Origin of the sequence: Glycomyces endophyticus, assembly GCF_039531525.1 — a bacterium.
In the GTDB taxonomy this organism is placed as follows: Bacteria; Actinomycetota; Actinomycetes; order Mycobacteriales; family Micromonosporaceae; genus Glycomyces; species Glycomyces endophyticus.
Map to the genome: position 1 here is coordinate 121,221 of NZ_BAAAQF010000001.1, position 25,308 is coordinate 146,528.

A 25,308-nucleotide genomic window follows, 5' to 3' on the forward strand; every position below is an offset into this window, starting at 1 on the left:
GTTGCCTGTGCAGCACACGGCGTCCGCGGTCGAGGCTCATCGCCGTGGTCCTTCCGCGCGGAGGCGGACGTGTCCGATTCGGATGAGCGTGGCGGACTCGACGGCGACGCCGTCCGGCACGCCGCGGACCGAGGGGTCGACCCAGACGCCGGTGGCGGCGCGCCACGGGAGCAGCTCGAGCCGCACTCCGTGATCGGCGACGGCGGCGGCGTGCGCGGTGAGGTCGACGTCCCAGGGCCGGCCGTGCCAGAAGTGGTCGGACACGAAGGCGTCGCCGATGTGGGCGCGTCCGGTGTCGCCGGTCCATCGCAGGCGCAGCAAGGCGCGGTCGGCGCCGGTGAAGTCGGGGACCTCGATGCGGACGACGGTCGCGCCGCTGTAATCGACGGGGGCGCTGAGGCGGTCCAGGGGGCCGCCGCGCCGGGGCACAGGCGCCTGGCCGGTCGCCGGGCGGGTCTCGACGGCGACGGGGACCGGGCCGGTGTGGTGGGCGGTGAGCGTCCAGGTCCGCCAGGGTCCGGCGTCGGCGGGCGGTTCGAGGTCGGCGCCGGTGGCGGTGAACGCCTCGGGTGGAGGCAGCACGGCGATGCGCACGTGCGGGGTCTCGGGGTGGGCGACCAGGTCGCCGCGGTCGGCGTAGACCGGTGCCTCGGAGAGGACCAGGCGTTCGCGTCCGGCGAGGTCGAGGCGGTAGAGGCGGTTCGCGTTCGCCTCGTCGAGGACGAGCAGGCGCACGCCGTCCAGCTGCACGATGCAGTCCGGGCCGGGCGGCGCCGGGAGGTCGACGGTGGTGCCGTCGCCGAGGACGATCTCGACCGGGATGCCGTCTGTGGCGGCGAGGACGACGAGTTCGCCGTCGCCGTCGGCGATGCGGGTCAGCAGTTGCGCGGTGGCGCTGCGCAGTTCGAGGACCGCGGTGAGCGGGTACCGCAGGGGCCAGACGAGGGAATGGCCTGCGGGCACGTCGACCGGAGTGCTCGGGACGGTGACGTCGGCGTCGTCGAAGCGGACGGTGACCTGGACCTGGCGCTGGGCGGCGAGGGGCCGCTTCGGAGGCTGGTAGGTGGTCAGGAACAGGTAGCCGCTGGTCCCGTCGGAGCGCACGGCCCACCGGAGTTCGGCGGGGTCGTCGCTGCCGCCGCCCACGGCGGCGTCCATGGCGGCGATGCGGTGCCCGTCGGCGTGCAGCCACAGGTGCTGGCGGCGCAGCAGGTGGTGGTGCGCCCGGATCTGGCCGTGTTCGCCGATGGGGGCGTGGAAGTCGTAGGTCAGCTGCGGCACGTCGTTGGGGTAGCCGGTGGCGTGGGACTCCTGCTCGGTCCCGTGGGGGCCGGTGCGCTGGGTCCCGCCGGCGTACATGTAGTAGCCCTGCCACGCCGATCCCGATCCGATCTTGGCGAGGGCGAGATTGGCGACGTCCTCGGGCGAGACGAGCGGCCGCCGGTGGTAGGCGACGTGCATGCCGCCGCCGAGCTCGCAGGTCGCGAACGGGCGCAGGTCGTCCTGCGTCCCGGCGTCGGCGGCGGCGATGCCGTCGAGGGCCTCGCGGAGGTCGGCGCCCACGCTCAGGTCGTCGCGGACCTCGGAGTAGCGGAAGTGGAACGGCGCGAACGCGGGCCACTCGACGTGCTCGTCCTCCCAGAAGCCCTCGGAGTACGCGCTGTACACGGGCAGGAGCATGTCCGGGACCTGGGCGCCGCCCCAGCCGGTGGCCGTCCAGATAGGCACGTGGAGGCCGAGCGCTTCAGCGGTCTCGCGGAGGGTCGCCAGGTGGTCGGGTCGGTCGTACAGCTCGTTCTCGATCTGGGCGCAGATGACCGGGCCGCCCTCGGCGTGGGTGAGGCCGCGCAGCTGCGCGATGATCTGGGCGTAGAGGGGCCGCACGAGGTCGAGGTAGGCGGGGTCGTTCGTGCGGGTGTCGAGGCCGCGTTCGACCAGCCAGTCGGGGAAGCCGCCGGAGCGGTACTCGCCGTGGCCCCAGGGCCCGATGCGGGCGATGACGTCGAGGCCGTGCGTGGCGGCGAGCTCGACGAAGGCCCGCAGATCGCGGTTCCCGGACCAGTCGAACCGTCCGGGTTCGGGCTCGTGCGCGGCCCAGAAGACGTAGGTGGCCACGGAGTCGAGGCCGCCGGCGCGGGCGTGGCCGAGGACTTCGCTCCAGCGCTCGCGCGGGAGGCGCGAGTAGTGGATCTCGCCGGTGATCGGCATCCAGGGGCGGCCGCCGCGCTCGATCCACCGGCTCGTGATCGCGATCCGGTCGGGGGCGGATGCGGGCTCCCCGTACGGCAGGTGGTCGCGCACGGGCGGCCCCGGCCGGTGCACGCGCAGTTCGCGGACGGGTGGTCGGTCGTTCATGACGCTCCCTTGCGTGCGGGCGAGTTCATCGGGCCGCGGCGGCGAGGGCGCGGGCCGCGGCGTTGAGCGGGTCGGAGGCCAGGACCGCTCGCGCGAGGCGGCCGGCGCGGCCGTCGTCCCCGTCGAGGAGCGCGAGCTGGGCCCGGAGGACCTCCACGCGGCGGTCGTGGGCGGCCTGCACGTCGGTCGTGAACAGCAGCATGGTCGGCAGGGAGGTCGCGAAGTAGTCGATGCGCGCGGTGGCCTGTGACTGCTCCTCGACGTAGCGGGCGAGGTCGTCGCGCAGCGCTCGTGCCGCGTCCGTCTCGCCGAGTCGGCGCAGCGCGGTCACCGCGGCCGCGGTGCGTTCGGAGTGGGCCTGGACCCGCATGGTCTGGAAGTCGCCCTGCTGGGCGGCGGCCTCCTCCCACGCGGTCCGGGCGCCCTGGCGGTCGCCCGCGGCGGCGAGGGCGTCGCCGAGGACCAGGTGCAGGTCGGCGGTGTTGGCGAGCGGGTGCCGGGCCTCGCCGAGGTTGGAGGCGCCGGCCAAGGCCGCTCGAGTGTGGACGGTGGCGCGGTGCGCGTCGCCCGCGGCGAGGGCGTCGCGGGCGAGGGCGAGCTGCGCCTCCTCCCAGGCGGCGAGGACGCGGCCTTCGCCGCCCTCCCAGGGTTGGAACGAACGTCCGGCGAGGACGTCGAGCGCGGCCTCGGCGCGGCCCGCGGCGGTGAGGAGTTCGGCGAGCTGCACGGTGAGGTCGTCGCGGGTCTCGACGAGGTCGCGGCGGGCGGTGAGCACGGCGATCCGCGACTCAGGGTCGGCACCGCGCCTGCATTGGAGCTGATCGGCTTCGTAGAGGAGGCGGGCGTCGTCGGGGGCCGCGGCGCGGGCGCGCTCGTACCAGTGGGCGGCGCGCTCGGCGTCGCCCTGCACGTTGTGGGCGGCGACGCCGAGGTTGCGCAGCACCACGGGGTCTTCGGTGGGGGCGGCTACCTCCCAGGCGGCGATCGCCTCGGCCCGGCGCCCTGCGGCGTACCACCAGTGCCCGGCGAGTGCGGCGACGACCGGGTCGTCGGGGCGGCGTTCGCGCAGGCGGGTGAGGGCGTCCTCGTCCCCGGCGGAAGGGAAGCTCCAGGTGCGGTCGAGGGCGCGGGCCCGTTCGAGCGCCGCGTCCGCCGCCTCGGGCTCCCCGCATTCGAACGCGAGGTCGGCGCGGTGGAGCCAGGAGATCGGAGCGATGTTGACCTGCCCGGGGACCGCGTCGAGACCCGCGGCGGACTCCAGGGCGTCGGCGGCCTCCGTCCAAGCGGCGGCGGCCCGGTACTCCAGCGCCACATCGAGGGCGGTGGTCGGATCGGTCGTCGGGGGCGCCGCCTCGACGCCGAACCGGGCGGCGAGGTCGCGGGCCCACGCGTCGAGCGCGTTCCGCTCCAGCGTGCCGCGGACGAGTGCCGCGGCCAGCGCGGTGTCACCGAGGTGCCGCGCGGTCAGCGCCGCGAGGTTCCGCGCCTGCGCATGGCCGGGATTGCGGGCGATGAGCTCCGCGAGCGTGGCCTGCGCGTCGCCGTACCGCCCGTCGCGGAGGTCCAGGCGGGCGGAGGCGACGGTCGCGGCGTCGGCCCATGCCTGGTCCCACACGGCTTTTCCGAAGGCCGCCTTGGCTTCCGCGGTTCGGCCTTGCCGGGCGAGGACGAGGCCGAGGCGGTAGTGGGCCTCGCCGTCGCGTGGGTTGGGGTTGCGGCGGGTCAAGCGGGCGACGGCGGTGCGCAGGTGGGCCTCGGCTTCGGCGAGGCGGCCGGTGCGGGCGAGGCGGGCGGCGAGGGCGGTGTTGCAGCGGGCGTCGCCGGGGTCGCGGCGCAGGGCCTCCTCCCAGTACGGTTCCGGCTTGCGGGTGGCGTGGCGGTACTGGTCGAGGTGGAGGCCGGTGAGGTACAGCTCGTCGAGCGAGTCGATGTCGGCGGGCGCAGGGGGTTCGGTCGCGGGTTCGGCGGCGGCCGGCTCCGGCGGGGCCGCGTGGGGCCGCCATGACACGAGGACCTCCTCTTCGTGTACGACGCGCAGTTCGAGCGCGGTCTCGGCGACCGGTCCAGGCAGGTCGACGCGGGCGATGTAGGGCGCGCCGGGAGCGATTTCGACGACCGCTTCGTGGACGAGGCGGTCGTCGGCCCGGAGCTCGACCCTCGCGCCCGCGCGCGGGGCGGTCGCCGCCGCCGCGATGCGGATCGTGCCGTCCTCCAGGTCGAGGCGCACTGCGGCGTCCAGTGTTGCCTGATGGACCGGGCCGGTGTCCTGGATCGGGTACCAGTACTGGGAGAAGGTCTTGGTCTCGCCGGGTCGCAGGAAGGCGAAGTCGGGCTGGTTGTCGGTGAAGACGCCGGCCATGAGCTCCACATAGGGCCCGCCGTCGTCGGTGAGGTGGCCGTCCCAGGCCCGGCCGAACGGCGCGTCGCCCCACGTCCACTGCTTCTTGCCGGGCGCGATGCGGTGGTCGGCCCAGTGGACGAACCCCGCGCCCGCGGCGTGGTCGTAGCCGCCGAAGAAGTCGTCCTCGGTGCCCAGGCACATGTACGAGGTCGGCACGGGGATGTTGCGGTACCGGTCGAGCCGGTCGCCGTCCGGGCGCTCAGCGGTGCGGCGCGCGGGGTAGTCGACGCCGTAGTAGCGGCCCTCGGCCGCGGGGAACGTCGTCGTCGCGCGCTTGGCGTGGTCGGCGACCACGCGCACATCGGTGGGGAAGAAGGACTGGTAGTCCTCCCCCGCCTTCGCGGCCGCGTTCGCCCACCACAGGAAGGTCTGCACGTCGTCGCTGCGGTTCACCAGGTGCCCGCGCAGTTCGACCAGCGCACTGCCGGGCCGCAGCCTGATGCCGTGCATGCCCTGCATCCGCGCGAACGGGTCGTGGTCGGAGCACCAGACGGTGACCGCGCCGTCGGGCTCGGTCTCGATCCGGGTCTCGACGGGCAGGTGGGTGGCGGGACGGTGGTGCTGGGGCCAGTTGAACTCGACGCCGCCGGAGACCCAGGGCCCGGCGAGGCCGACGAGGGCGGGCTTGATGACGTCGTTGCGGTAGAAGAAGTCGTAGCCGCGGGTCTTGTCGAGTCCGATGTGGATACGTCCGCCGAGTTCGGGGAGCACCATGAGGCGCACGTACTCGTTCTCCAGGTGCACCGCGTCCCAGTCCCGAGCGGCCTTCTCGCGTGCGACGGCGTCGATGAACGGCAGCGGGTAGACCGCGCCCGAGGAGCCCTGGTAGACGCGCTGGTCCAGGTAGGCCGGGTAGCGGTCGGGAGCGGCGGGCGCATAGGTGTCGATCGCGACCGCCTCCCGCCACGCCTGCACGGGCCGGCCCGCGAGCGCGGCGGGAGCCTCGGGTAGGACGATCCTCGATGCTTCGGTTGGCATGACCTCGACCCTACGAGGACTTGACATGGCTGTCGATGGTCGTTTCACTGGTGGATATGGACGAACCGACGATCGTCACCGACGACGACGGCATCCGTGAAGGCTTCGCCGGGCAGCGGATGCTCGTCGTCCCCCGCCCGACCGCCGACAAGGCGCTCCGCCATCCTGTCACAGGGAGGCTCCTGGTCACCGACGCCGGATACTTCCCCCACGCCGCCCGGCACGGGCGATCGCGCCCGAACGGAGCCGCCGAGCACATCCTCCTGGTGTGCACCGGAGGCGCCGGCTGGTGCACGGTCGACGGCACCCGGTACACCGTCTCGCGCGGCGGCGTGGTCCTGATCCCGGCGGACCTCCCCCACGCCTACGGCGCAGCCGAAGACGACCCCTGGACCCTCTGGTGGTTCCACTTCACCGGCACCGACGCACCGGACCTGGCCCGGGCCGCCCGCACCGCGGCGGGCGGCCGCGTGACGCACCTGCGCGACCCCGCACCGGTCGCGAGCCTGGTCTCACAGGTCATCGACGCCCTCGACTCCGGCCTGACCGTATCCGCCATGGTGCACGCCAGCGGCGCGGCCTGGCACGCCCTCGCCCACGTCATCGCCACCGGACGCCGCAGCCCCGGCTCCAACCTCAGCCCACTGGAGCGGGCCGTCCAGCACCTGCAGGAGACCACCCCGCGCCGGACCCCGGTGACCGCACTGGCGTCGATGGTCGGCATGAGCCAGTCCCAGCTCAGCTCGCTGTTCCGCACCCAGCTCGGGGTCTCCCCCCTCCAATACCAGGTCCAGCTGCGAATGGCGCGGGCACGCGAACTCCTCGACGGCACCGACCTCCCAGTGGCCGCCATCGCCCGCGAAACCGGGTACGACGACCAGCTGTACTTCTCACGGCAGTTCAACCGGCAGCACGGGATGACCCCCACCGCCTATCGGACCCGCCCCCTCGACACCTGACCAGACCTTTCGGACACGGGCCGCGGCGGTGTCAGGGACGGCTTCGTCACTCACCGTGCCGCCTCCGCGGTCTCCTTGCGCTCCAACGGCTTCCTGCGGCGCGTGAGCAGGCCGTGCCGGGGCGCGAAGAGCCAGGCGAGCAGGAACAGGCCGGTGATGACCAGGACGATGAGGCCCCCGGCCGCGAGGTTGTAGTAGAAGGACAGGTAGAGGCCCGCGACCGCGCCGAACAGGGCGATGAGGGCGCCGACCCCGATCATCGTGCCGAGGCGGTCGGTGAGGAACCGGGCCGCGGCCGAAGGGGTCACGAGCAGCGCGAGCACGAGGATGTTCCCCACGGCCTGGAGCGAAACGACGATCGCCGCGGTGACCATGACGTACAGGACGACGTCGAGCGCGAGCACCGGGAGGCCGGAGGCGCGGGCGGTCTCCCGGTCGAGGCTGACGGCGATGAGCTGGCGGCGCAGTGCGAACGTCACGAGGACGAGTGCGGCGCCGACGACCGCGACGGTGATCACGTCGGTGTCGCCGAGGGCGAGGATCTGTCCGAACAGGAAGGACGCGAGGTCGCCGGTGTAGGAGTCCTGGGTCGAGACGATGACGATGCCCAGGCCGAACGCGGCGGCCCAGAACACGCCGATGACGGTGTCCTCCTTGAGCCTGCGGGTCTGGCTGATGAGGACGATCGCCAGCGCGGTAGCGATGCCGGCGACCGCCCCCGAGAGGGTCAGGTTGATGTGGAGGACGAAGCCGATCGCCACGCCGGGGAAGACCGCGTGGGCGACCGCGTCGCCGATGAAGGCCATGCCGCGCAGCGCCACGAAGGCGCCGACGACGACGCAGACGACGGCGGCCATCGCGGCGACGGCGAACGCCCGCTGCATGAACAGGTGCGACCAGGGCTCCGCGAGCCATTCGATCATCGGGGGTCCGTTCCGGCCAGGAGGGCCTTGAGTTCGCCGGAGGCGGCCACGCCGAAGGCGCGCAGCCACAGGTCGGGGTCGGACAGCTCGGCGGGCGGGCCGTCGGCGACGACGGTGCGGTTGAGCAGGCACAGGCGTGTGCAGGTGGCGCGGGCCTGGGCGAGGTCGTGGGTGGTCATGAGGACCGCGGTGCCTTCGGCGGCGAGGCGGCCAAGGAGTTCGGTGAGGAGTTCCTGGGTGGGGACGTCGACGCCGGTGAAGGGCTCGTCGAGCAGGAGGAGTCCGGGTTCGCGCACGAGGGCGCGGGCGACGAGGACGCGCTGGCGCTGTCCGCCCGAGAGCTCCCCCACGGGCCGGTCGGCGAGGTCGGCGAGGCCGACGCGGTCGAGGGCGGCGTCCGCGGCGTCCCGGTCCGCGCGCCGATGTGGGACCAGCCAGCGGGTGCCGGTGCGGGCGTTGAGGACCGCGCCGCCGACGGTGATCGGGAAGTCCCAGGTGAACTCGTGCTTCTGGGGGACGTAACCGGGTCTGCCCGCGCCGGTGGTGATCGTGCCGCGGTCGGGTTTGATCAGTCCGATGACGGCGCGCAGGAGTGTGGTCTTGCCCGCGCCGTTGGGGCCGATGAGGCCGACGGTCTCGCCAGTGTCGACCGCCAGGTCCACGGTGTCGAGGACCCGGCGGCCGCCGAGGGAGACGGTGAGCGCCTCGGCGCGCAGGGCGTCAGTTCGCATCGTCGTCTCCCGAGGCGGTGGTGTTGTCGGCGGCCGTGCGGCGCTTGCGGGTGGCGATCATGATGACGGCGCCGACGACGACGGCGATCGCGGCGGCGCCCAGGCCCCACAGGAGCCAGCCGGTGCCGGTGGTGGGCAGGAAGCCCCCGTTGTCGTCATCGTCGTTGTCGTCGCCGGCGGTGTCGCCGCTGCCGCCGTCGCCGTGGCAGCCGTCGTTCGGGTCGGTGGCGTCGCCGACGGCGAGCTGCACGTTCTTGGTGTCGGTCACTGCCTCGCCGTCGCCGGTGGTGCCGGTGAACTCGACGGTGAGCAGGTAGACGCCGGGCTCGGTGAAGGTCCAGTTGCCGTGGGCGTGCGTGTTGCGGGGGATGCTCACGGTCTGCGGCAGGGCCTCGGAGGAGTCGAACAGGACGTCCGCGCCGCCGAAGGTGTTGGAGAGGAAGACGGTGAACTCGCCGGGGCCGTCGACCTCGGTCAGGTTCCAGTCCACCGAGCCGGGGACGCCGTCGATCACGGTCTTGTCCTGCGTGTTCCAGCCGGGCCACACGATGCCGGCGGCCTGGACCTGCGGGAGCAGGTAGATCTCGTCGCCGGGCGCGCCGAGGAAGGCGTACTCCTCGCCTTCGGGGATCGGGAACAGGGCCGCGTCGGGGGCGGTGAGCACGACGTCTTCGAGGTCGCGCCACACCGATTCGGAGCCGGTGTCGTCGCGCAGCTGCGCGGTCCAGGCGCCGTCCACGAAGCGGGGGCCGATGTCGATGTGGCCGTCGCCGATGACGGTGCAGGAGGTGTCGGCTTGCGCGGCGCCGTCCGTGCCGCCGGGGTTTGCGGTGGCGATGACCTGGGCTTCCTCGGTCGTCGCGGGTGCGGCGGTGAGCGCGTAGGTGGCGGTGGCCGAGGACGCGGCCTGGCCGTGGGCGGTGGTGGCGACGGCGGCGCGGCCGCCGTCCTCGCGGGCGGCGAGCTCGATGGTGTACTCGCCGGGGGCGTCGACGGCGAGGACCACGGGGGTCGTGGTTCCGGCTTCGACGGTGAACGACCCCTCATCCGCAGTGGAGGCGAGCGGCTCGGCCAGGCCGGGGCCCGTGAAGGTGTAGAGCCAGACGTCGCCGGGGCCCTCGGTCTTGGTGAGCGCCAGGGTCAGGTCGGTGTCGGCGGCGGAGGCGTCGAGGGTGGGGAAGGTCCCTTCGGCGTCGGCTCCGGCGATCCAGACGAGGTCGCCGGCCTCGCCGAGGAACGCGAAGTCCTCCCGGTCGGGTACCAGGGACGGGACGGTGTCCAGGGCCGCGGGGCCGTCGATCGCGACTCCGGCGCCGCCGGTGTCGAACTCGGCGATGCCTTCAGGTTCCTGGGCGTGAGCGGGCGCGGCGGCCAGCAGGGTCGCCGCGAGCGCGGCGAGCGGGATCAGATGCTTCCTCATGAGTCTTCTCCAAGGCAGCGGCTCAGCTCGGAGGCGTTCTGCCGCATCATGTCGATGTAGGTGGGGGCGTCCTGGGGCAGGGCGTCGCCGTGCAGGGTGCAGACCTCGACGTCGAGGTCCTCGGCGACCTGGCGCAGCACGGAGGCGCGGGCCTGCAGGTTGGGTTCGACGAACACGGCCGGCACGTCGAGGTTGGCGATGGTCTCGGTGAGCTGCTCGACCTGCCGGGCGCTGGGTTCGGCGGCGGGGTTGGGCACCACGAATCCGGCGATCTGCATGCCGTAGGCGTCGGCGAGGTACCCGAAGGCGTCGTGGGTGGTGATGAGCTGGCGGTTCTCCTCGGGGATGGTGTCGATCGCGGCGGCGACCTCGGCGTCGAGGTCGTCGAGCTCGGCGAGGTAGGCGTCCCGGCGCTCCTCGAAGTACGCGCGGCCGTCGGGGTCCGCTTCGATGAGGGCGTCGGTGACGACCTGTACGTAGGCCTTGGCGTTCGCGACCGACTGCCACACGTGCGGGTCGACCTCGCCGTGGACGTGCTTGCCGAGGACGGCCTGCGGGAGCTGGTAGATGTCGGCGCCGGGCGCGCCGAGGAACGCGAACAGCTCGCTGTCGGGGATCTGCTCGACGGCCTTGGTGGGCACGTCGATCACGACGTCGGCGGCGGCGAGCTCGCCGCGGTCGTCGTCGCGGGCGAAGAACACGCCGGTGTCGAGGTCGGCGGTGAGGTCCACGTGCCCGCTGTCGACGACGGTGGCGCCGGGCTGGACCTCGCGCGGGTTGACGCCCACGGCGAACGTGAAGGTGCCCGTGCCCTCCTCGGTGACCGAGCCGGCGTCGGTGAGGGTCGCGGCCATGTCGAGGGTGTACACGCCCGGTTCGCTGAAGGTCCAGTTGACGTGCGTGTGCGCGTTGGGAGGCAGGGTGATCGCGTCTGTCGAGGTAAGGCCGTCGGCGGTGTTCCAGTAGATCTCGGGAGTGCCGAACGCGTCGGTGAGGAACATCGTGGCCTGGCCGGGACCGGTGTAGCCGGTCAGGTGCACGGTGATCTCGGCGGCGCGGTCCTGGGTCTCGCCGCGGACGCCGAAGCCGAGCCACACGGTGTCGAGGGTGATGTTCTCGACCAGCGGGAGGAGCTTGGCGCCGTAGGGCTCGGCGTTCTCGGCGAGGGAGATGTTCGGCGAGCCTTCGGGGACATTGGTATCGAAGAGCTTGATGAGCGGGTGGTCCTCAAGGAGGAGGTGGTTGGTGAAGGCGAGTTCGGCGCCGGCGACGGTGGCGGCGTCGCGCGGGCTCGGCTCGTAGGAGTGCGGGTCGCCGCCGGGAGGCACGACCGTCTCGACGTCGACGCGATCGCCGCCGACCTCCTCGACCCAATCCTTGATGAGCTCGGTGGTGACGACGACTTGGAGGCCGTCGGCGTCGCCGCCGGTGCCGGCGCATCCGGCGAGCAGCGCGGCCGCGGTGAGGGCGGTCAGGACCCGCTTCATGCGGAGGTCTCCTTCGAGGGTGCGGGGGCGGTCGCCCCGGAGGCGTCGGCGGCAGGGTCGTCGGGAGTGTCCGGTTCGGACGGGTCGGGGCCTGCCCCGTCGTCGGCGCGGGGTCCGGGACCGGTGGCCCCGCTGTCGGCGGGCTGCGGGGGCTTCAGCGCGGTCGTCGCACCGTTCGCCCTGCGGCGCTTGCGGATCTTGAGCCAGATGAAAGCCACGAGGCCGAGCGCGGCGAGGACGGCGGCCTGCGTCCAGGGCGGGGCCCACAGGCGCTCCTCGTGGCTGGAGGAGGGGATGCGGGACTCGGCGTCCGCGGGGTCGACGGCCTCGGGCCGCACCACCAGTTCGACGTCGAGGCGCAGCAGCGGCCACAGTCCGCCGACCTCGGCGGTGCCCTCGTAGCGGTCGCCGGGGAGGATCTGCGGAAGCTCGGCGATGGTGATCTCGCGCTCGAGCAGTCCGAAGGGGCCTGCGAAGCGGGCGACGAGGTCGCCTTGGAGCCTGACGTTCCCGGTGTTCTCGATCTCGTAGTCGAAGCTCGCGGTGCCGGGCGCGGCCGGATTCCAGTCGTAGTGGTACGTCAGGTGGTCCAGGTCGGGGTCGAGCGCGGGGTCGAGGTCGCCGGAGACGCGCAGGTGCACGCGGGCGCCGACGCGGCGCTCCACGAGGAGGTCGTCTCCCGAGGCGTCGGTCGACTCCTCGGTGACGGCGGCGACGATCCCGCCCACGTGGTCGCCGGGGGTGGCGTCCGCGGGGACGTGGAGCGCGAACGGCACGTCGAGCCGGGTCTGCGGGGCGATGGTGAGCGTGTCCTCGTTGAACCCGATCCACGACCCGACGTCCACGGGCTCCTGGTCGGCCGGGAGCAGGTCGAACGCGCCGGATTCGCTGGTGAAGGCGTCGGAGGCGTACAGCCGCAGGGTGATCGGTTCGGTGCCGAAGTTGGAGACGCCGACGAAGTCGATGACCGTGGCGCCGGGGTCGAGGGCGTAGTCGAAGGCGGCGCGCCCGTCCGGTCCGTCCTGACTGGACGGGTTGACGCCCCAGGTGGAGGGGGCTGGTTCCTCTTGCGCCGCAGCCGGGCTCGCGGCGAGCAGGACCGCGATCGCGGCCGCTGCGGGGATCAGGATGGATCTCACGGGGGTCTCTCGGGTCGTGGTGCGGGGCGGCCCCGGGCCGCGGCGAGGCTCTGGTGCCGCGGTCGGGGCCGCCCCTTCATGGGGAGGAGAAACGTGCTAGCCGACGTCGAACGTGTAGGTGTGCTCGTCGGAGGTGACGGGTCCGTCGGTGGTGTGCGTGCCGGTCACCTGGAACGTGAGTTCGTACGTCCCCGGTTCGGTGAACACCCACGTCGCGTGGTGGTGGGACTCGGTGATGTCGGTGCCGGAGGCGTTGCACGCCGAGTTCGTGTGGAACCGAAGCGTGTTGGTGGGCGCGTCGTAGATCGCGACGTTCCCGCCGGAGGGGACGACCGCGTCGGTGAGCTCGGCGTGGAGTTCACCGCCGAAGTCGTCGAGGTCGAGCTCCTCGGTGGACCAGCCGGCCCACAGCAGGCCGCTGGACTCCAGGCGCGGGATGACCCAGTTGTCCCCCGCGTCGAAGCGGCACGGGGTGGCGCTCGGGCGGTTGACGAGGTGCCCGGAGTGGACGTCGAAGTCGACGTTCGCGGGGTCGTAGACGGTGGGCCCGCTGTGGTCGAGGACTTCGATGCCGAGCTCGTTCGCGACCGGGTCGTAGGTGAACGAGAGCGCGTCGACGTGCCCGGAGCTTATGGTCGCGGCGTGCGCCTGGCCCGCGAAGGCCAGGGCCGCGACGGCGCCGACGACGGCGCCGGCCTTGATAGTGTCGGCCCTCATGGTCAGCACGCCACGTAGAACCAGTAGTCGACCTCGCCGGTCGAGACGGTCTGGTTGGTGGACTCGAGGACGCCCTCGGCCTCGACGGTGAGCTTGTACCAGCCGCCGGCCTCACCGAAGGCCCAGTTCAGGTGACCGTGGCCGCCCGTGCCGATGTCCCAGGATCCGGGGCCCTGGTCGGAATCGAAGAGGACGGTCGGATCGCCGAAGTCGTCGACGGTGTAGAGGTCGACGTCGCCCCAGGCGTCGTGGACGGTGAGCGTGAGCGTGTCGTCGACGAACACGCCGTCGGGCACCTCCTCGGAGGCCCAGCCGGCGAACAGGAGTCCTTCGACGTTGGTGTCCGGGAGGATCCAGACGTCGTCGCCGGTCTCGCCGAGGAAGTCGTATCCGGCGGGGACGGTGGTCTGGGCGGCCGGGTTGACCCGCAGGGCCGTCGAGCCGGGGTCGCGCTCGACGCCCGCCTCGTCGTCGTGGATGTGGAGGTCGAGCGCGCCGTCCTCGTAGGCGACGCCGAAGACGTCGACGTGGCCTTCGTCGACGATGTCGAAGGAGGTGTTCTGGGCGGTGGCGGGGGCGGCGACGGCGAGCACTGCCGCAGTGGCGGCGAGTGCGGTCGCGGCGGAGCGCTTCGCGATGGTTCGCATCGTGTGGGGGTCCTTTCGGGTGGGTTGTGGATCTCGGGTGGCTCAGATCGCGGTGAAGGTGACGAGCGCGGTGTAGGTACCGGACTCGACATCGGTCGGCAGTCCGAGGATCAGGTCGGCCCCGAGCACGGCGGTGCCGTTGCCCGAGCCGGAGGGGGCGGAGGCGAGGAGCTGCGAGGTCGCCAGTCCGGGGCCGCCGTCGAGAAGTCCGTCGACGCCGGGCCCGGGGGCGACCGACTGGGAGGCGCCGGCGGAGGTGAGGCCGGGGATCCAGCCGAGGTGCGAGCCGGCGTACTCGTGGTCGCCGGAGGAGAACGCGGAGACCTGGCCGACGGCGTTCCAGCCGGGATCGGCCGAGCGCGTGTCGGTGACGGTGACCGGGCGCAGTTCGCCTTCGGTGGTCCAGCGGGTCGCGTCGGGGCTGAGGGTCATCGCCGGGAGTGCGACGGTGCGGTCGTCGGGGTCGACGCTGAGGACCAGGCCGCCGGCGTCGGCGTCCACTTCGGCGGTGATGGTCTGGGTGTGCTCCAGGACCGGGTCGGGGTCGGGGTCGGGATCGGGGTCCGGGTCGGTGCCGGGCCATTCGCCGACGAGGAAGAGGTAGTCGCGGGGCTCGGACTCGATCGGGTCGCCGGCGGCGGTGGTGGCGGTCGCCTGCCAGGTGAGCCGGTAGATGCCGGGTTCGCTGAAGTACCAGTTGATGTGCGCGTGGGTGCGCGACCGGGTGGCGATCGTCTGCGGCAGCGCGTCTTCGGAGTCGATCTCGACGGCGGCGTCGCCGAAGTCGTCCACGGTGAGCATCACGAGGTCGCCGGGGCCGGCGTAGTCGGTGAGCGTCAGGTCGAGGGCGTCGCCTTCGAGGGCGCCGTTCGGCACGCCGTTGGTGTCCCAGCCGGCGAAGAGCACGCCCTGCTCCTGGACGTCGGGCAGGAACCAGCGGGTGTCGCCGGGTGCGCCGACCTCGCTGTAGCCGGGGTTCGCGAAGTTGTCGCTCAGGATGGTCTCGGACTCGGGGGTGGCATGGAAGACGACGTCGTCGGGGTCGCGGATGACGGCGGACGGGTCGTGGAGGCGGGTGTCGTCCTTGGAGTTCAGCGCGAACTCGCCGTCCTCGAGGGCGAGGGAGAGGACGTCGACGTGGCCTTCGTCGAGCACGAGGCGGCCCTCGAGGTCGGACTCGTCAGGCGGGCCGGGATCGGGGTCCGGATCGGGATCCGGGTCGGACATCTCGCCCACGTGCCAGTGGTAGTCGACGGCTTCGGTCGAGACCGGGGTCCCGTCGGCGAGCGTGCCGCTGACGCTCCACGTGAGGGTGTAGGCGCCCTCGGCGGTGAAGGCCCAGTAGGAGTGGACGTGCGCGGGGACGTTCACCGAGATCGTGTCGGGGAGCCCGTCGCGGGTGGAGGCGTAAAGCGTCGGCTGGCCGAAGCTGGAGAGGGACCAGAGCACCACGTCGCCGGGACCGTCGACCTCAACGAGCTCCATGGAGAGCCTGTCGCCCTGGAACTGGCCTCGCGCGAGCGGTTCGGAGCTCCAGCCGGGCCACAGGAGCCCGGGGTCCTGAGTGAGCGGCAGCATCCACATCGGGTCGCCCGCTTCGCCGAGGAAGCTCCAGGTGTCCCCGGCGGGGATCGGGTACTCGGCTTCGGGGAGGACTTGGAGCACCACGTCGGCGGGGTCGTGGTAGCGGACGGAGGCGCCGGTGTCGTCCTTGACGCGCAGGTCGAGGCTGTCGCCGTTCATGTAGGCCTGCATGGCGTCGACGTGGCCGACCGACAGGACGACCGGGTCCGGGGAAGGCGCCGCGGCCGCGGCGGCGGGCCACGCCAGCGGCAGCAGGAGGGCCGCGGCGGCGAGCGCGAAGCGGTTGCGGGCGGGAGTCATCGAGATCCTCGTTGGGTCGGGGGGACGCAGTGATCTCATGCTAACGAAAACCGTTGTCATTTGCGAGTCCTCTTCGGCCCCGATTCTCTCGTCGGCGGCCCTGATGCAGGCCAGGGCACTGAAGACACGTCAGTGACGTTGAATACCAAGCAGATGCGCATATGCACACTCGGCAACGCATCGAGGTCGGACGATATGCGAAGCGCCCCTGCCGACCTTCCGCGTCGGAGGGTCGGCAGGGGCGCGGAACGGATCGGGCCGTCTCGTCGGGGCCCACGGCATGACCACCGCCGATCAGATCGGCGTGAATCGGTGAACGCGGACGGGATCGGTCCTGGTTCGGCATGATCATGGCGGTGTCATGTTCCGTGAGAAAGGACCAGCAATGACCGCAACGCCTCCTGTCCCGGCCGGCTCGAACACGGTGAACCCGTTCATCGTGGCCGATGGCGCCGCCGCGCTGATCGCGTTCCTGATCGAGGTGTTCGGGGCCGAGGACGTCCCCGAGGCCCGCACTCTGGACACCGACGGGCTCATCCTCCACGCCGAGCTGCGCATCGGCGACTCGCTGCTCACCGTGGCCGACCGCAAGCCCGACTGGCCGTTCACGCCCGCGCTCACCCGCATCTACGTCGACGACGTCGCGGCGGTGCTCGACCGCGCCGAGAAGCTCGGCGGGCGCGTGCTCACCCGGCCGACCGACTTCTTCGGCGACACCCTCGCCCGGTTCCAGGACCCCGCGGCGAACCTGTGGTGGGTGTACCAGCACGCACCTGAAGCCGCGCAGGACTGGTCGGCCGACACGGCGGGCGACTGGCAGGCCGACGGCGAGGAGGCCGCGGACTGGAGCAGCTTCACCACGCCCGAACTGGAGTACATCAACACCAGCCTGAACGAGGCGATGCGCGGCCTCACCGACCCCCGCACCGCCTGACGGCCGGCTCGCGGCACTGGCCCGTCAGACTCCTCAGGTCACCGGTCCAGTGCCGCGAGCATGCGCTGCAGCGACTCCCGGAGCTCGGCGCGGTCGCCCTCGGCGATCTCGACCCGGTACGAGGTACCGGCCGGGAGCCAGGAGAGGCCGTAGGCGATGTCGCGGGCGCTCTCGCCCCCGACCGGCCAGCGGGTGCGCTCGGGGCCGTCGGCCTGCGCGCCCTGGGCCCACTCGCCGAACGCAGCGGTGAACTCGGCGAGCGGCATGTCGATGACCGCGACCGCGTCCCGGGAGCGCGGGCCCCAGGTGCGGGAGACGGTGATGAGCGCGTCGACCCGCTCGGGCGGCAGCTCCCGGGGGGCGAAGGCGACGCGGAGATGCTCGACCTCGCGCACGCGGTCGACGCGGAAGGTCCGCCAGTCGGCGCGATGGAGGTCCCAGCACACCAGGTACCAGTGCCCGGCGGCCGGGACGAGCGCGTGCGGCTCGACTCGGCGCTCCTGTCGTCCGCCTCCGGAGGGCGTATATGCCAGGCGCACGCGTTCGCGGTCGCGGCATGCCAGCGCGAGGTCGGTGAGCACCTCGGTGGCGACCCCGCCGGTCCCGGGCGGGTGCCGCTGCGCGGGGGCGAGGGCGCTGACGCGGCGGCGCAGTCGAGGGGGGAGGACCTGTTCGAGCTTGGCCAGGACCGACAGCGCGGACTCGGCGCCGCGCCGCAGGCGCCCGGCGGCGACCAGGCGCAGGCCGACGGCGATGGTGACGGCCTCCTCGTCGGACAGCAGCAGCGGCGGCATCGACGCGCCCGCTTCGAGGCGGTAGCCGCCGTGGGCGCCGGTGGTGGAGTCGATGCGGTAGCCGAGGTCGCGCAGGCGCTCGACGTCGCGGCGCACGGTCCTGACCGTGACGCCCAGGCGCCCGGACAGTTCGGGCGCGGGCCAGTGGCGGTGGGTCTGCAGCAGGTTCAGCAGTGCGAGCGCGCGGCCGGTCGTGTCGGACATGGTCTGATCCTGCCGCACAACGAGGACAGGAACGGTCCTGGTTCGCTTCTACGCTGGCCGGGCCGGTCCGCCAGGACCGGTTTCCGTCGGCACAAGGAGCATCATGACCATTCTCGTCACCGGGGCGACCGGCACGGTCGGACGCCATCTCGTGGAGCAGCTGTCCGGGGCGGGGCATCGGGTGCGGGCGCTGACGCGCGACGCCTCGCGGGCCCGTTTCGCGCCCGGAGTGGAGGTCGTCGAGGGCGACCTGACCGATGTCGCGAGCCTGCGCCCGGCATTCGCGGGCGCGACGGCCGCGCATCTGATCACCTTCGGCGGCGACGACGGCGCGGACCTGTCCAACGGGCGAGAGCTCGTCGCCCTGGCCGCCGAGTCGGGGGTGGAGCGGGTGTCGGTGCTCAGCGGCTGGGCACCGACCTCGGTCGAGTCGGCGTTGCGCGCCTCCGCGATCGGGTGGACGCTGCTGGCACCCGTCGAGTTCATGTCCGGCGCCCTGGAATGGGCCCCGGAAGTCGAAGACAGCGGCACCGTGAGCACCCTCGCGACGTTCGCGAGCGCGGTGGTGCACGAGGCGGACATCGCCGCTGTCGCGGCAACCGCCTTGACCGAGGACGGCCACGCAGGCCGGACCTACCACCTGACCGGGCCCGAAGCGCTCACCCCGAAAGAGCGGGTGCGCCTGCTCGCCGAAGCGCTCGGCCGTGACATCACCTACGTCCACCTGACCGAGGATCAGGAGCGAGAGCGCCTGCGCGGTCTGGGCTACCCGCAGGACTACGTCGAGTTCGGCATCCAGCTCGCGACCAACCCGCCCGCACAGGCCGGCGACGTCCACGACACCGTCCAAGCCGTCACCAAGCACCCGGCCCGCACCTTCGCCCAATGGGCGGCCGAACACGCCGACCGCTTCCGCGCCTGATGAACCCAGTGCCGAGTGACCGGCGACGCGACAACGGCGGGAGCCGGTGCATCGTGCGGCTGCTGTCGACTCGCTCGTCTACTCGTAGGCCAGGTACCGGCCCGGTTTGTCGGGTGCTTCGATCGTGAAACGCAGTTGGAGATCGGTGTGTTCGATCAGGTCGACCTGTTGAACGAACAGTTCGCTGGTGACGAAGAGATGGCCTTGGAAGGTCCAGTCCTCCGCCAGCCATGTCCGAAGCACGTCGAGCAGCGCGCGGTCGGTCGCCGTTCCGAGTCGCGACCTGCGAACCCAGAAGGAGACGGCCGCTTCGTACTCGTCCCACCGACGGTCGCCGACCGGAGTGATGCTCCCCCCGGCGTACGTAGGCGCGTTGGTCGACCTGAGATAGACACAGCCGAGACACTCCGTCTCGGCCGGGTTCATCACCGTGTAAGAGAAACCGTCGCGATCGGCGTGCCATCGCTCCATCTTCTCCAAGTCGACGCGATTGGCTTCGACGGTGAAGTCCTCTGCGGGCCATCCCGTCTGCTCCCAACCGCGCAGGTAATCCCTGCTCTCCATGACCGCCGCGTAGTCCAGCTCGGCATCAGCGGCCACGATCGGTCGGAGGATGAAGTCATCTGTCGCAACGCTCTCGGGGGCACTCACGTCCATCGTTCTGAACGACATGGTTCCCTCCCTCTGGTCGGCTGACGTCAAGGGTACGGGCGCGAAACCCTGCATCGTCCATCTTGGGGTCGGTCGAGCGGACGGTGCGATCCTGTCGAGAGCACCGATTGAAGGTACGCGCCCTCGCGTCGCCGAGGTCTGAACGAGCGCGGGACTGGTCGATGGAACGGCTCCGGCCGGGCCCGTGATGAGCCCGGCCGGTTCTCCCGCCCTGGATTCCCCCGTGGCGGGGCCGCGCCCACTCAGCGAAGCGCGGGTGCCCCAGCGAGGTGAATCCCCTCCCCCACTTACCCTGCTTCGGCTCGATCATGCGAGCCGCGTAGGTGCCGGTCAGGCTGCGATGCCGCTGGTGGGCCGGTCCCAGGCGCGGTGGGCGGCGATCGCTTCGGCGAAGGCGTCGAGGAACGCTTCCGGCAGCTGGCCGCCGTCTGCGGCGGTGGTGACGACGCCGTGGTCCTCGACCGGTTCGGTCCCCTGAGCGATCTCGGCGTCGATGCGCGCGGTCTCCAGCATCTCCGCGCCGGTGCCGAAGGCCGCCAGCGCCTTCCCGTGCTTGTACGCCTCGGCGACGAAGTGGAGCGCGCGCCCGTCGCGGCTCAGCGCGGCCACGCTGTCGGCCCCGCCGGGGACGGCTACGGCGTCGTACAGGACCGAGGCCATCGTGGGCAGGGCCCGGTCGACGGCCACGTCCTCTCCGTCCGCGGACCGCACGGTGCCGTCAACGAGCCCCACGACCTCCGGCACCGCGCCGCGGCGGCGCAGGTCGGCGACGAGGCTGGTCACCCCGGCCCCGTCGACGCCGTCGGCGGCGAGCACCGCGACCTTGCGGGTGGCGACGGCGCGCACGGGCGCGGTCAGCTGCGACAGGGCCGGCGAGGTGCGGCCGTGGTTGTCGGCGCCCTCGCCCGGTGCCGGCACCCCGACGCCGTCGGCGACGCGCTGTGCGAGCCCCAGGTCGATCCAGCGGAGCTGGTCGACGACGCGGGCGCGGATGTCCTTGTCGGTCACTTTGCCGAGTTCGAAGCGGAACGCGGCGACGATGTGCTCGGCCTCGACCTCGCTCATGGAGTTCCAGAACAGGGTCGCCTGGCTGTAGAAGTCCTTGAAGGACTCCGACCGCTCCCGGATCTTGGCGCCCTCCACTTTCTCGGTGTAGTGGCGGTATGAGCCCTCGGCGCCCGGTACGGGGTCGTTCCCGGAGATCGTGTTCTTGTTGTAGGAGGTCCCGGAGGTGTGGATCCGGTGCTGGCCGTAACCGTCGCGCTGGTCGTTGTGGACCTCGGCGACGGGCCGGTTGACCGGCAGGTGCGCGAAGTTGGGGCCGCCGAGGCGGATGAGCTGGGTGTCGAGGTAGGAGAAGTTGCGGGCCTGGAGGAGCGGGTCGTTGGTGAAGTCGATGCCGGGGACCACGTTCGCGGTGTGGAAGGCGATCTGCTCGGTCTCGGCGAAGAAGTTGTCCGGGTTCCGGTTCAGGACCAGCTTTCCCACCGGGCGCACCGGCACCTGCTCCTCGGGGATGAGTTTGGTGGCGTCGAGGAGGTCGAAGTCGAACGCGAACTCGTCCTCCTCGGGCACCAGTTGCACGCCCAGCTCCCATTCGGCGTGGTCGCCGGCCTCGATCGCGTCCCACAGGTCGCGCCGGTTGAAGTCGGGGTCGGCGCCGGAGACCTTCTGGGCCTCGTCCCACACCAGCGAGTGCGTGCCGAGCGCGGGGGTCCAGTGGAACTTCACGAAGGTGCCGCGGCCGTTCGCGTCGACGAGCCGGAACGTGTGGACGCCGAAGCCCTGCATCATCCGGTACGAGCGCGGCAGCGCCCGGTCGGACATGAGCCACATGATCGCGTGCAAGGTCTCGGGTTGGAGGGACACGAAGTCCCACAGGGTGTCGTGCGCGGAGGCGGCCTGCGGGATCTCGTTCCTCGGTTCGGGTTTGACCGCGTGCACGAAGTCGGGGAACTTGGCCCCGTCCTGGATGAAGAAGACGGGGAAGTTGTTGCCCACCAGGTCGTAGTTGCCTTCGCGGGTGTAGAACTTCGTGGCGAACCCGCGCACGTCGCGGGGCGTGTCGGCCGAGCCGCGCGAGCCGGCGACGGTGGAGAAGCGCACGAACACCGGCGTGGTCTCGTTCGGGTCGGTCAGGAACGACGCGGTCGTGAACTCGCTCAGCCGGTCGTCGTAGGGCTGGAACTCGCCGTAGGCGCCGGCGCCGCGGGCGTGCACGACTCGCTCGGGGATGCGCTCGTGGTCGAAGTGGGTGATCTTCTCCCTGACGTGGAAGTCCTCCATCAGGGTCGGGCCGCGCCCGCCGGCCTTCAGGGAGTCGTCGGTGTGGTGGACCTTGACGCCCTGCTGGGTCGTCAGTGCCTCGCCGCCGTCGGCGACGCGGTCCTGGTCGAGTTGGAGGTCTTTGCGGTCGCGTGCGGACTCGTCGGTCATTGCGGTTCCCTTCGCGTGGTCTCGCGCAGCACCCTACCCACCGAAATCATCATCAAACGGCGATTGCCGCTCAAGGACGATAATTCAGTCAAGTCGTTCGGCGCACGGCGAATGAACGGCATTGCGGCGGGTATTCGGCCGTGCCGGGCGAGGACCCGGCGAAAGCGGCAGAGCGATCAGAGCGTGAGGGGACGCGATGAAGGCAGTGGTGTGGCACGGGGTCGGGGACATCCGGCTCGACGAGGTGCCCGATCCGAAGATCCAGGAGCCGACCGACGCGATCGTGCGGATCACCCGCAGCGCCATCTGCGGCACCGACCTGCACATGGTGCGCGGGACGCTTCCCGACATGGTCGAGGGCACCATCCTCGGCCACGAGGCGGTCGGCGCCGTCGAGGAGGTCGGCGCCGCCGTCCGCGGCCTCCGGCCCGGCGACCGGGTCGTCATCCCCTCGACCGTCGGCTGCGGCACCTGCTCGTACTGCCGCGCCGGCTACTACGCCCAGTGCGACACCGCGAATCCGAACGGACCCGCCGCAGGCACGTGCTTCTTCGGCGGCCCCAAGTCGACCGGGCCGGTCGACGGCCTTCAGGCCGAGTACGCGCGCGTCCCCTACGCGATGACGGGCCTGGTCCCCATTCCCGACGCCGTCAGCGACGACCAGGCCATCCTGCTCTCGGACATCTTCCCCACCGCGTGGTTCGGCGCGAAACTCGCCGAGGTGAGCCGCGGCGACACCGTCCTGGTGCTCGGCGCCGGGGTCGCGGGCCAGTTCGCGATCGCCTCGGCCAAGCGCCAGGGCGCCGGGCGGATCCTCGTCGTCGACGGCATCGGCTCCCGCCTGGACAAGGCGCGTGAGCAGCACGCCGAGACGATCGACTGCAACATTGAGGATCCCGTCGCGACCGTCAAGGACCTGACCGGCGGCATCGGCGTCGACCGGGTCATCGAGGCCGTCGGCGTCGACGCCCAGCGCCCCAAGGCCGGACCTGCCGCGGAGCAGGTCGCCGAGAAGGCCGAGCAGTTCGAGCGGGAAGTCCGAGCCGCTGCGCCCGACGCCGCTCCCGACGGGGACCTGTGGGTGCCGGGTGACGCACCGAGTCTCGCCCTGCAATGGGCTGTCGAATCGGTCGCGAAGGCCGGGAGCATCGGCGTCATCGGGGTCTACCCGGGCGGGTTCAGCAGCTTCCCGATCGGCGACGCGATGAACAAGAACCTCACGGTCAAGATGGGGAACTGCAACCACCGCAGGTACATCCCCGACCTTCTCGACCTGGTCCACACCGGAACGGTCGACCCGACGGCGTTCATCACGCGGCACGAGCCGCCCATGAGCGCGATCGCCGCTTACGAATCCTTCGACCGCCGCGAGGACGGCTGGCTCAAGACCGTCCTCGACGTCGCCGAAGAGTGACCGCAGGTGCGCGGGCGTCACCGGTACCGGCCGCGCCGCCGGGTCAGGACTTCGCTCGCTTCTTGAGCTCGCGCTCAAGGCGGGCCTTGTTCATGTCCGAAGCGCCGGTCATGTTCAGGTTGCGCGCCTGCGTCTCCAGCTCCTTGCGGGTGGCCTCGCCGGGCCGATCGCCCAGATGCTCGGCGCGGGCGGCGGTGAACGCGGCCCCGAGTTCAGCGCGGCGGGCGTCGTCGAGGCGGGTTCTCATACCCGGCAGGACCGTGGCCTCCTCTTCCTCGAGGTGGTGGGTCACCGAGTCGGCCAGCTCCTTGAGGACGTCCTCGAACTTCGCAGACTCGGGGTCGGTCTCGATGAGTTTGACGAGCAGCAGCTCGGCATGCTCGTGCTCCTCCTGGGAGTGCTCGACCTCATGCGACTCACCGGCTTCCGATGTGGCGACCGGATAGACCTCGGCCTCCTCGGCGCGGCTGTGGGCCGTCAGGATCGCCGCCAGCACCGGCACCGCCAGCGGCCGGGTCTCGGGGTGGTGCCGGAGCTGGTCCAACAGGCGCTCGAACTCGCGGTGGTCGGCCATGATCAGGTCGACGACGTCGTTGGGCATGTGCGCTCTCCTCTACTTTCGGTGTCAGGTCTGGTCGCGATCAGGGCTGTGGGGAGACCGAGCCGTCCGGGTGCGGGCGGGTCGGCTCCCGCGGGTCGGGCTCGCGCGGCTCGTCAGGTCCGGACGGGTCCGGGTCCAACGGGTCGGGCACCGGCTCGCCGGGCGCGGGCGGGGGCGGCATGACGCCGCCGCCGGCGTGCACTGCGAGAACATCGATCATGAGAGCCTGCTTCGCTCGATCCGGGAATACCCTGCCGCGATCCGAATAAGCAATCGCTCCTCGCTGAGGCCGTATCGCCCGGTCGATCTGCGATCCTGCAGGCCCCGACCCGGTGAGTACGCGCCTTGAACGCGGGTACTCCAGCGTTCGCACGGCCCCGCTCCCGCGGGGCCGCCACCTTCTGAGGGGGACGGAACGATGGGGAAGCCGAAGCAGCAGCAGGAGCCGCCCGGACGGACCGAGGCCATGCGGCCGCGGCCGCGCGACTCGATGGAGGGCTACGAGGGCCGCGGCCTCTTGGAAGGCCGCAAGGCGCTCGTCACCGGCGGGGACTCCGGCATCGGGCGGGCCGTGGCGGTCGCGTTCGCCAAAGAGGGCGCCGACGTCGCCATCGCCTACCTCGAGGAGCACGACGACGCCAGGCACACGGCCGAGCTGGTGGAGGCCGAGGGCCGCACCTGCGCGGTGCTGCCCGGCGACCTCGGATCGGCCGAGCAGTGCCAGAAGGCCGTCGACGGGACGGTCGAGGCGCTCGGCGGGCTCGACCTCCTCGTCAACAACATCGCCACGCAGACACCGGCGGACCGGCCCGAGGAGATCACCGACGAGCAGTGGACGCGGACCTTCGACGTCAACGTCACGAGCTTCTTCCGGGTCACCTCGGCGGCGCTCGCGCACATGGGGGAGGGCGACTCGATCGTCAACACCGCGTCGGTGAACGGCCTGCGCGGCAACAAGACCCTCATCGACTACTCCGCGACCAAGGGCGCGGTCATCGCCTGGACCTACTCGATGGCCCAGGCGCTCGCCGACCGCAAGATCCGCGTCAACTGCGTCGCCCCCGGTCCGGTGTGGACGCCGCTCATCCCCGCGACGCTGCCCGCGGACCATGTGGCGTCCTTCGGCGAGCACACGCCCATGGGCCGGGCCGCCGAACCCGACGAGATCGCGCCGTCGTACGTGTTCTTCGCGTCGAACCGCCTGTCCTCGTTCTACTCGGGCGAGGTGCTCGCCCCGCTCGGCGGCGAGACCATGCCCGGCTGACCGGCGGGACGTGTCGCTCCCGATTCGAGGGGTACTCGTTGCTCCACATCGCTATCAAACAACCCAAAGGGGGGCTTATGGGCGGCGACGAGACCGGTCACGTGACGGGCACTGCCGACAAGGACTACAACATCATCTGGTTCACGGAGGCGTGTCTGAGCAACACGCTCCGGCTGGAGACGTACATCGCCGACGCCGAGCGGGCCGGCGACAGCGAACTGGCCGCGTTCTTCCAGCGCGCGCAGGCCGCCAGCCAGAAGGGCGCCGAGGAGGGCAAGGCACTCCTCGCCGGGCGCCTGAGCGCCTGACCGACGAGCACGGCGGCGCCCGCAGTCCCGAAGTGGGGACTGCGGGCGCTCTGCTTCTGTTGGTGTTCATGCGCTCTCGTCGTCCTCGAGACCCACGGCCCGGCGCAGCTGCTCGCGG

General features: G+C 71.8%; 21 protein-coding genes. 6 read left to right on the forward strand and 15 right to left on the reverse strand.

The genetic code is table 11. The annotated features are described in order from the left end of the window. Positions 1-36 precede the first annotated feature (36 nt). Positions 37-2,355, reverse strand: a complete 2,319-nt coding sequence (locus ABD419_RS00595) for a beta-galactosidase (RefSeq protein WP_344480422.1) — start codon at positions 2,353-2,355, stop codon at positions 37-39. A 25-nt stretch (positions 2,356-2,380) separates the two neighbouring features. Then, on the reverse strand, positions 2,381-5,734 hold the full coding sequence (locus ABD419_RS00600) for a DUF5107 domain-containing protein (RefSeq protein ID WP_344480425.1): 3,354 nt from the start codon (positions 5,732-5,734) through the stop codon (positions 2,381-2,383). Between the two features lie 56 nt (positions 5,735-5,790). Here ABD419_RS00600 and ABD419_RS00605 point away from each other — a divergent pair, with 56 nt between their 5' ends. Next, entirely contained in the window at positions 5,791-6,693 is a 903-nt protein-coding gene (locus ABD419_RS00605; RefSeq protein WP_344480428.1) for an AraC family transcriptional regulator, read from the forward strand. A gap of 50 nt (positions 6,694-6,743) precedes the next feature. On the opposite strand, the gene ABD419_RS00610 is transcribed toward ABD419_RS00605, so the two are convergent. The 8 genes from ABD419_RS00610 to ABD419_RS00645 all read right to left on the reverse strand — a co-directional run bounded on the left by ABD419_RS00610 (position 6,744) and on the right by ABD419_RS00645 (position 15,641). Beyond that, positions 6,744-7,616 (reverse strand): anchored repeat-type ABC transporter permease subunit, encoded by an 873-nt coding sequence (locus tag ABD419_RS00610; protein WP_344480431.1) that lies wholly within the window; start codon positions 7,614-7,616, stop codon positions 6,744-6,746. After that, on the reverse strand, positions 7,613-8,347 hold the full coding sequence (locus ABD419_RS00615; RefSeq protein WP_344480434.1) for an anchored repeat-type ABC transporter ATP-binding subunit: 735 nt from the start codon (positions 8,345-8,347) through the stop codon (positions 7,613-7,615). Before ABD419_RS00615 ends, ABD419_RS00610 begins: the two co-directional genes overlap by 4 nt. Then, complete coding sequence (locus ABD419_RS00620) at positions 8,337-9,767, reverse strand: TIGR03773 family transporter-associated surface protein (RefSeq protein WP_344480437.1); 1,431 nt, start codon at positions 9,765-9,767, stop codon at positions 8,337-8,339. Before ABD419_RS00620 ends, ABD419_RS00615 begins: the two co-directional genes overlap by 11 nt. Continuing rightward, on the reverse strand, positions 9,764-11,254 hold the full coding sequence (locus ABD419_RS00625; RefSeq protein WP_344480440.1) for an anchored repeat ABC transporter, substrate-binding protein: 1,491 nt from the start codon (positions 11,252-11,254) through the stop codon (positions 9,764-9,766). Before ABD419_RS00625 ends, ABD419_RS00620 begins: the two co-directional genes overlap by 4 nt. Further along, positions 11,251-12,393: a WxL protein peptidoglycan domain-containing protein gene (locus tag ABD419_RS00630; RefSeq protein WP_344480443.1), complete on the reverse strand. Its 1,143-nt coding sequence runs from the start codon at positions 12,391-12,393 to the stop codon at positions 11,251-11,253. Before ABD419_RS00630 ends, ABD419_RS00625 begins: the two co-directional genes overlap by 4 nt. Before the next feature lie 96 nt (positions 12,394-12,489). Continuing rightward, positions 12,490-13,110, reverse strand: a complete 621-nt coding sequence (locus tag ABD419_RS00635) for a choice-of-anchor M domain-containing protein (protein WP_344480446.1) — start codon at positions 13,108-13,110, stop codon at positions 12,490-12,492. Positions 13,111-13,112: 2 nt separating this feature from the next. Next, on the reverse strand, positions 13,113-13,757 hold the full coding sequence (locus ABD419_RS00640) for a choice-of-anchor M domain-containing protein (protein WP_344480449.1): 645 nt from the start codon (positions 13,755-13,757) through the stop codon (positions 13,113-13,115). Positions 13,758-13,799: 42 nt separating this feature from the next. Further along, entirely contained in the window at positions 13,800-15,641 is a 1,842-nt protein-coding gene (locus tag ABD419_RS00645; protein ID WP_344480452.1) for a choice-of-anchor M domain-containing protein, read from the reverse strand. Between the two features lie 385 nt (positions 15,642-16,026). Between ABD419_RS00645 and ABD419_RS00650 the strand changes: the two genes are divergently transcribed. Beyond that, positions 16,027-16,575, forward strand: a complete 549-nt coding sequence (locus ABD419_RS00650; protein WP_344480455.1) for a VOC family protein — start codon at positions 16,027-16,029, stop codon at positions 16,573-16,575. Positions 16,576-16,613: 38 nt separating this feature from the next. Here the strand turns inward: ABD419_RS00650 and ABD419_RS00655 are convergent, their stop codons facing one another. After that, positions 16,614-17,573: a helix-turn-helix transcriptional regulator gene (locus tag ABD419_RS00655; protein ID WP_344480458.1), complete on the reverse strand. Its 960-nt coding sequence runs from the start codon at positions 17,571-17,573 to the stop codon at positions 16,614-16,616. A 103-nt stretch (positions 17,574-17,676) separates the two neighbouring features. On the opposite strand from ABD419_RS00655, the gene ABD419_RS00660 reads away from it, so the two are divergent. Beyond that, positions 17,677-18,495, forward strand: coding sequence for an SDR family oxidoreductase (locus tag ABD419_RS00660; protein WP_344480461.1), 819 nt, complete (start codon positions 17,677-17,679; stop codon positions 18,493-18,495). 78 nt (positions 18,496-18,573) lie between these two features. On the opposite strand, the gene ABD419_RS00665 is transcribed toward ABD419_RS00660, so the two are convergent. Next, positions 18,574-19,167, reverse strand: coding sequence for a GNAT family N-acetyltransferase (locus tag ABD419_RS00665; protein ID WP_344480464.1), 594 nt, complete (start codon positions 19,165-19,167; stop codon positions 18,574-18,576). 330 nt (positions 19,168-19,497) lie between these two features. After that, entirely contained in the window at positions 19,498-21,603 is a 2,106-nt protein-coding gene (locus ABD419_RS00670; RefSeq protein ID WP_344480467.1) for a catalase, read from the reverse strand. A gap of 196 nt (positions 21,604-21,799) precedes the next feature. Between ABD419_RS00670 and ABD419_RS00675 the strand changes: the two genes are divergently transcribed. After that, positions 21,800-23,017, forward strand: coding sequence for a zinc-dependent alcohol dehydrogenase (locus tag ABD419_RS00675; protein WP_344480470.1), 1,218 nt, complete (start codon positions 21,800-21,802; stop codon positions 23,015-23,017). 43 nt (positions 23,018-23,060) lie between these two features. On the opposite strand, the gene ABD419_RS00680 is transcribed toward ABD419_RS00675, so the two are convergent. Continuing rightward, the gene (locus ABD419_RS00680) at positions 23,061-23,618 is read right to left on the reverse strand and encodes a hemerythrin domain-containing protein (RefSeq protein ID WP_344480473.1); all 558 of its coding nucleotides are present in this window, start codon (positions 23,616-23,618) and stop codon (positions 23,061-23,063) included. Between the two features lie 40 nt (positions 23,619-23,658). After that, complete coding sequence (locus tag ABD419_RS00685; protein ID WP_344480476.1) at positions 23,659-23,838, reverse strand: hypothetical protein; 180 nt, start codon at positions 23,836-23,838, stop codon at positions 23,659-23,661. Positions 23,839-24,036: 198 nt separating this feature from the next. Between ABD419_RS00685 and ABD419_RS00690 the strand changes: the two genes are divergently transcribed. Next, complete coding sequence (locus ABD419_RS00690; RefSeq protein WP_344480479.1) at positions 24,037-24,882, forward strand: SDR family oxidoreductase; 846 nt, start codon at positions 24,037-24,039, stop codon at positions 24,880-24,882. Between the two features lie 77 nt (positions 24,883-24,959). Continuing rightward, positions 24,960-25,190: a hypothetical protein gene (locus tag ABD419_RS00695; protein ID WP_344480482.1), complete on the forward strand. Its 231-nt coding sequence runs from the start codon at positions 24,960-24,962 to the stop codon at positions 25,188-25,190. Positions 25,191-25,308 lie beyond the last annotated feature (118 nt).

Coding starts and splice junctions, on each gene's coding strand:
- ABD419_RS00605 (WP_344480428.1), top strand. CDS start 5,791: ATGGACGAACCGACGATCGTCACCGACGACGACGGCATCCGTGAAGGC.
- ABD419_RS00680 (WP_344480473.1), bottom strand. CDS start 23,618: ATGCCCAACGACGTCGTCGACCTGATCATGGCCGACCACCGCGAGTTC.
- ABD419_RS00690 (WP_344480479.1), top strand. CDS start 24,037: ATGGGGAAGCCGAAGCAGCAGCAGGAGCCGCCCGGACGGACCGAGGCC.
- ABD419_RS00695 (WP_344480482.1), top strand. CDS start 24,960: ATGGGCGGCGACGAGACCGGTCACGTGACGGGCACTGCCGACAAGGAC.
- ABD419_RS00670 (WP_344480467.1), bottom strand. CDS start 21,603: ATGACCGACGAGTCCGCACGCGACCGCAAAGACCTCCAACTCGACCAG.
- ABD419_RS00675 (WP_344480470.1), top strand. CDS start 21,800: ATGAAGGCAGTGGTGTGGCACGGGGTCGGGGACATCCGGCTCGACGAG.
- ABD419_RS00660 (WP_344480461.1), top strand. CDS start 17,677: ATGACCATTCTCGTCACCGGGGCGACCGGCACGGTCGGACGCCATCTC.
- ABD419_RS00610 (WP_344480431.1), bottom strand. CDS start 7,616: ATGATCGAATGGCTCGCGGAGCCCTGGTCGCACCTGTTCATGCAGCGG.
- ABD419_RS00635 (WP_344480446.1), bottom strand. CDS start 13,110: ATGAGGGCCGACACTATCAAGGCCGGCGCCGTCGTCGGCGCCGTCGCG.
- ABD419_RS00600 (WP_344480425.1), bottom strand. CDS start 5,734: ATGCCAACCGAAGCATCGAGGATCGTCCTACCCGAGGCTCCCGCCGCG.
- ABD419_RS00620 (WP_344480437.1), bottom strand. CDS start 9,767: ATGAGGAAGCATCTGATCCCGCTCGCCGCGCTCGCGGCGACCCTGCTG.
- ABD419_RS00640 (WP_344480449.1), bottom strand. CDS start 13,757: ATGCGAACCATCGCGAAGCGCTCCGCCGCGACCGCACTCGCCGCCACT.
- ABD419_RS00655 (WP_344480458.1), bottom strand. CDS start 17,573: ATGTCCGACACGACCGGCCGCGCGCTCGCACTGCTGAACCTGCTGCAG.
- ABD419_RS00595 (WP_344480422.1), bottom strand. CDS start 2,355: ATGAACGACCGACCACCCGTCCGCGAACTGCGCGTGCACCGGCCGGGG.
- ABD419_RS00645 (WP_344480452.1), bottom strand. CDS start 15,641: ATGACTCCCGCCCGCAACCGCTTCGCGCTCGCCGCCGCGGCCCTCCTG.
- ABD419_RS00665 (WP_344480464.1), bottom strand. CDS start 19,167: ATGTCGTTCAGAACGATGGACGTGAGTGCCCCCGAGAGCGTTGCGACA.
- ABD419_RS00650 (WP_344480455.1), top strand. CDS start 16,027: ATGACCGCAACGCCTCCTGTCCCGGCCGGCTCGAACACGGTGAACCCG.
- ABD419_RS00685 (WP_344480476.1), bottom strand. CDS start 23,838: ATGATCGATGTTCTCGCAGTGCACGCCGGCGGCGGCGTCATGCCGCCC.
- ABD419_RS00625 (WP_344480440.1), bottom strand. CDS start 11,254: ATGAAGCGGGTCCTGACCGCCCTCACCGCGGCCGCGCTGCTCGCCGGA.
- ABD419_RS00615 (WP_344480434.1), bottom strand. CDS start 8,347: ATGCGAACTGACGCCCTGCGCGCCGAGGCGCTCACCGTCTCCCTCGGC.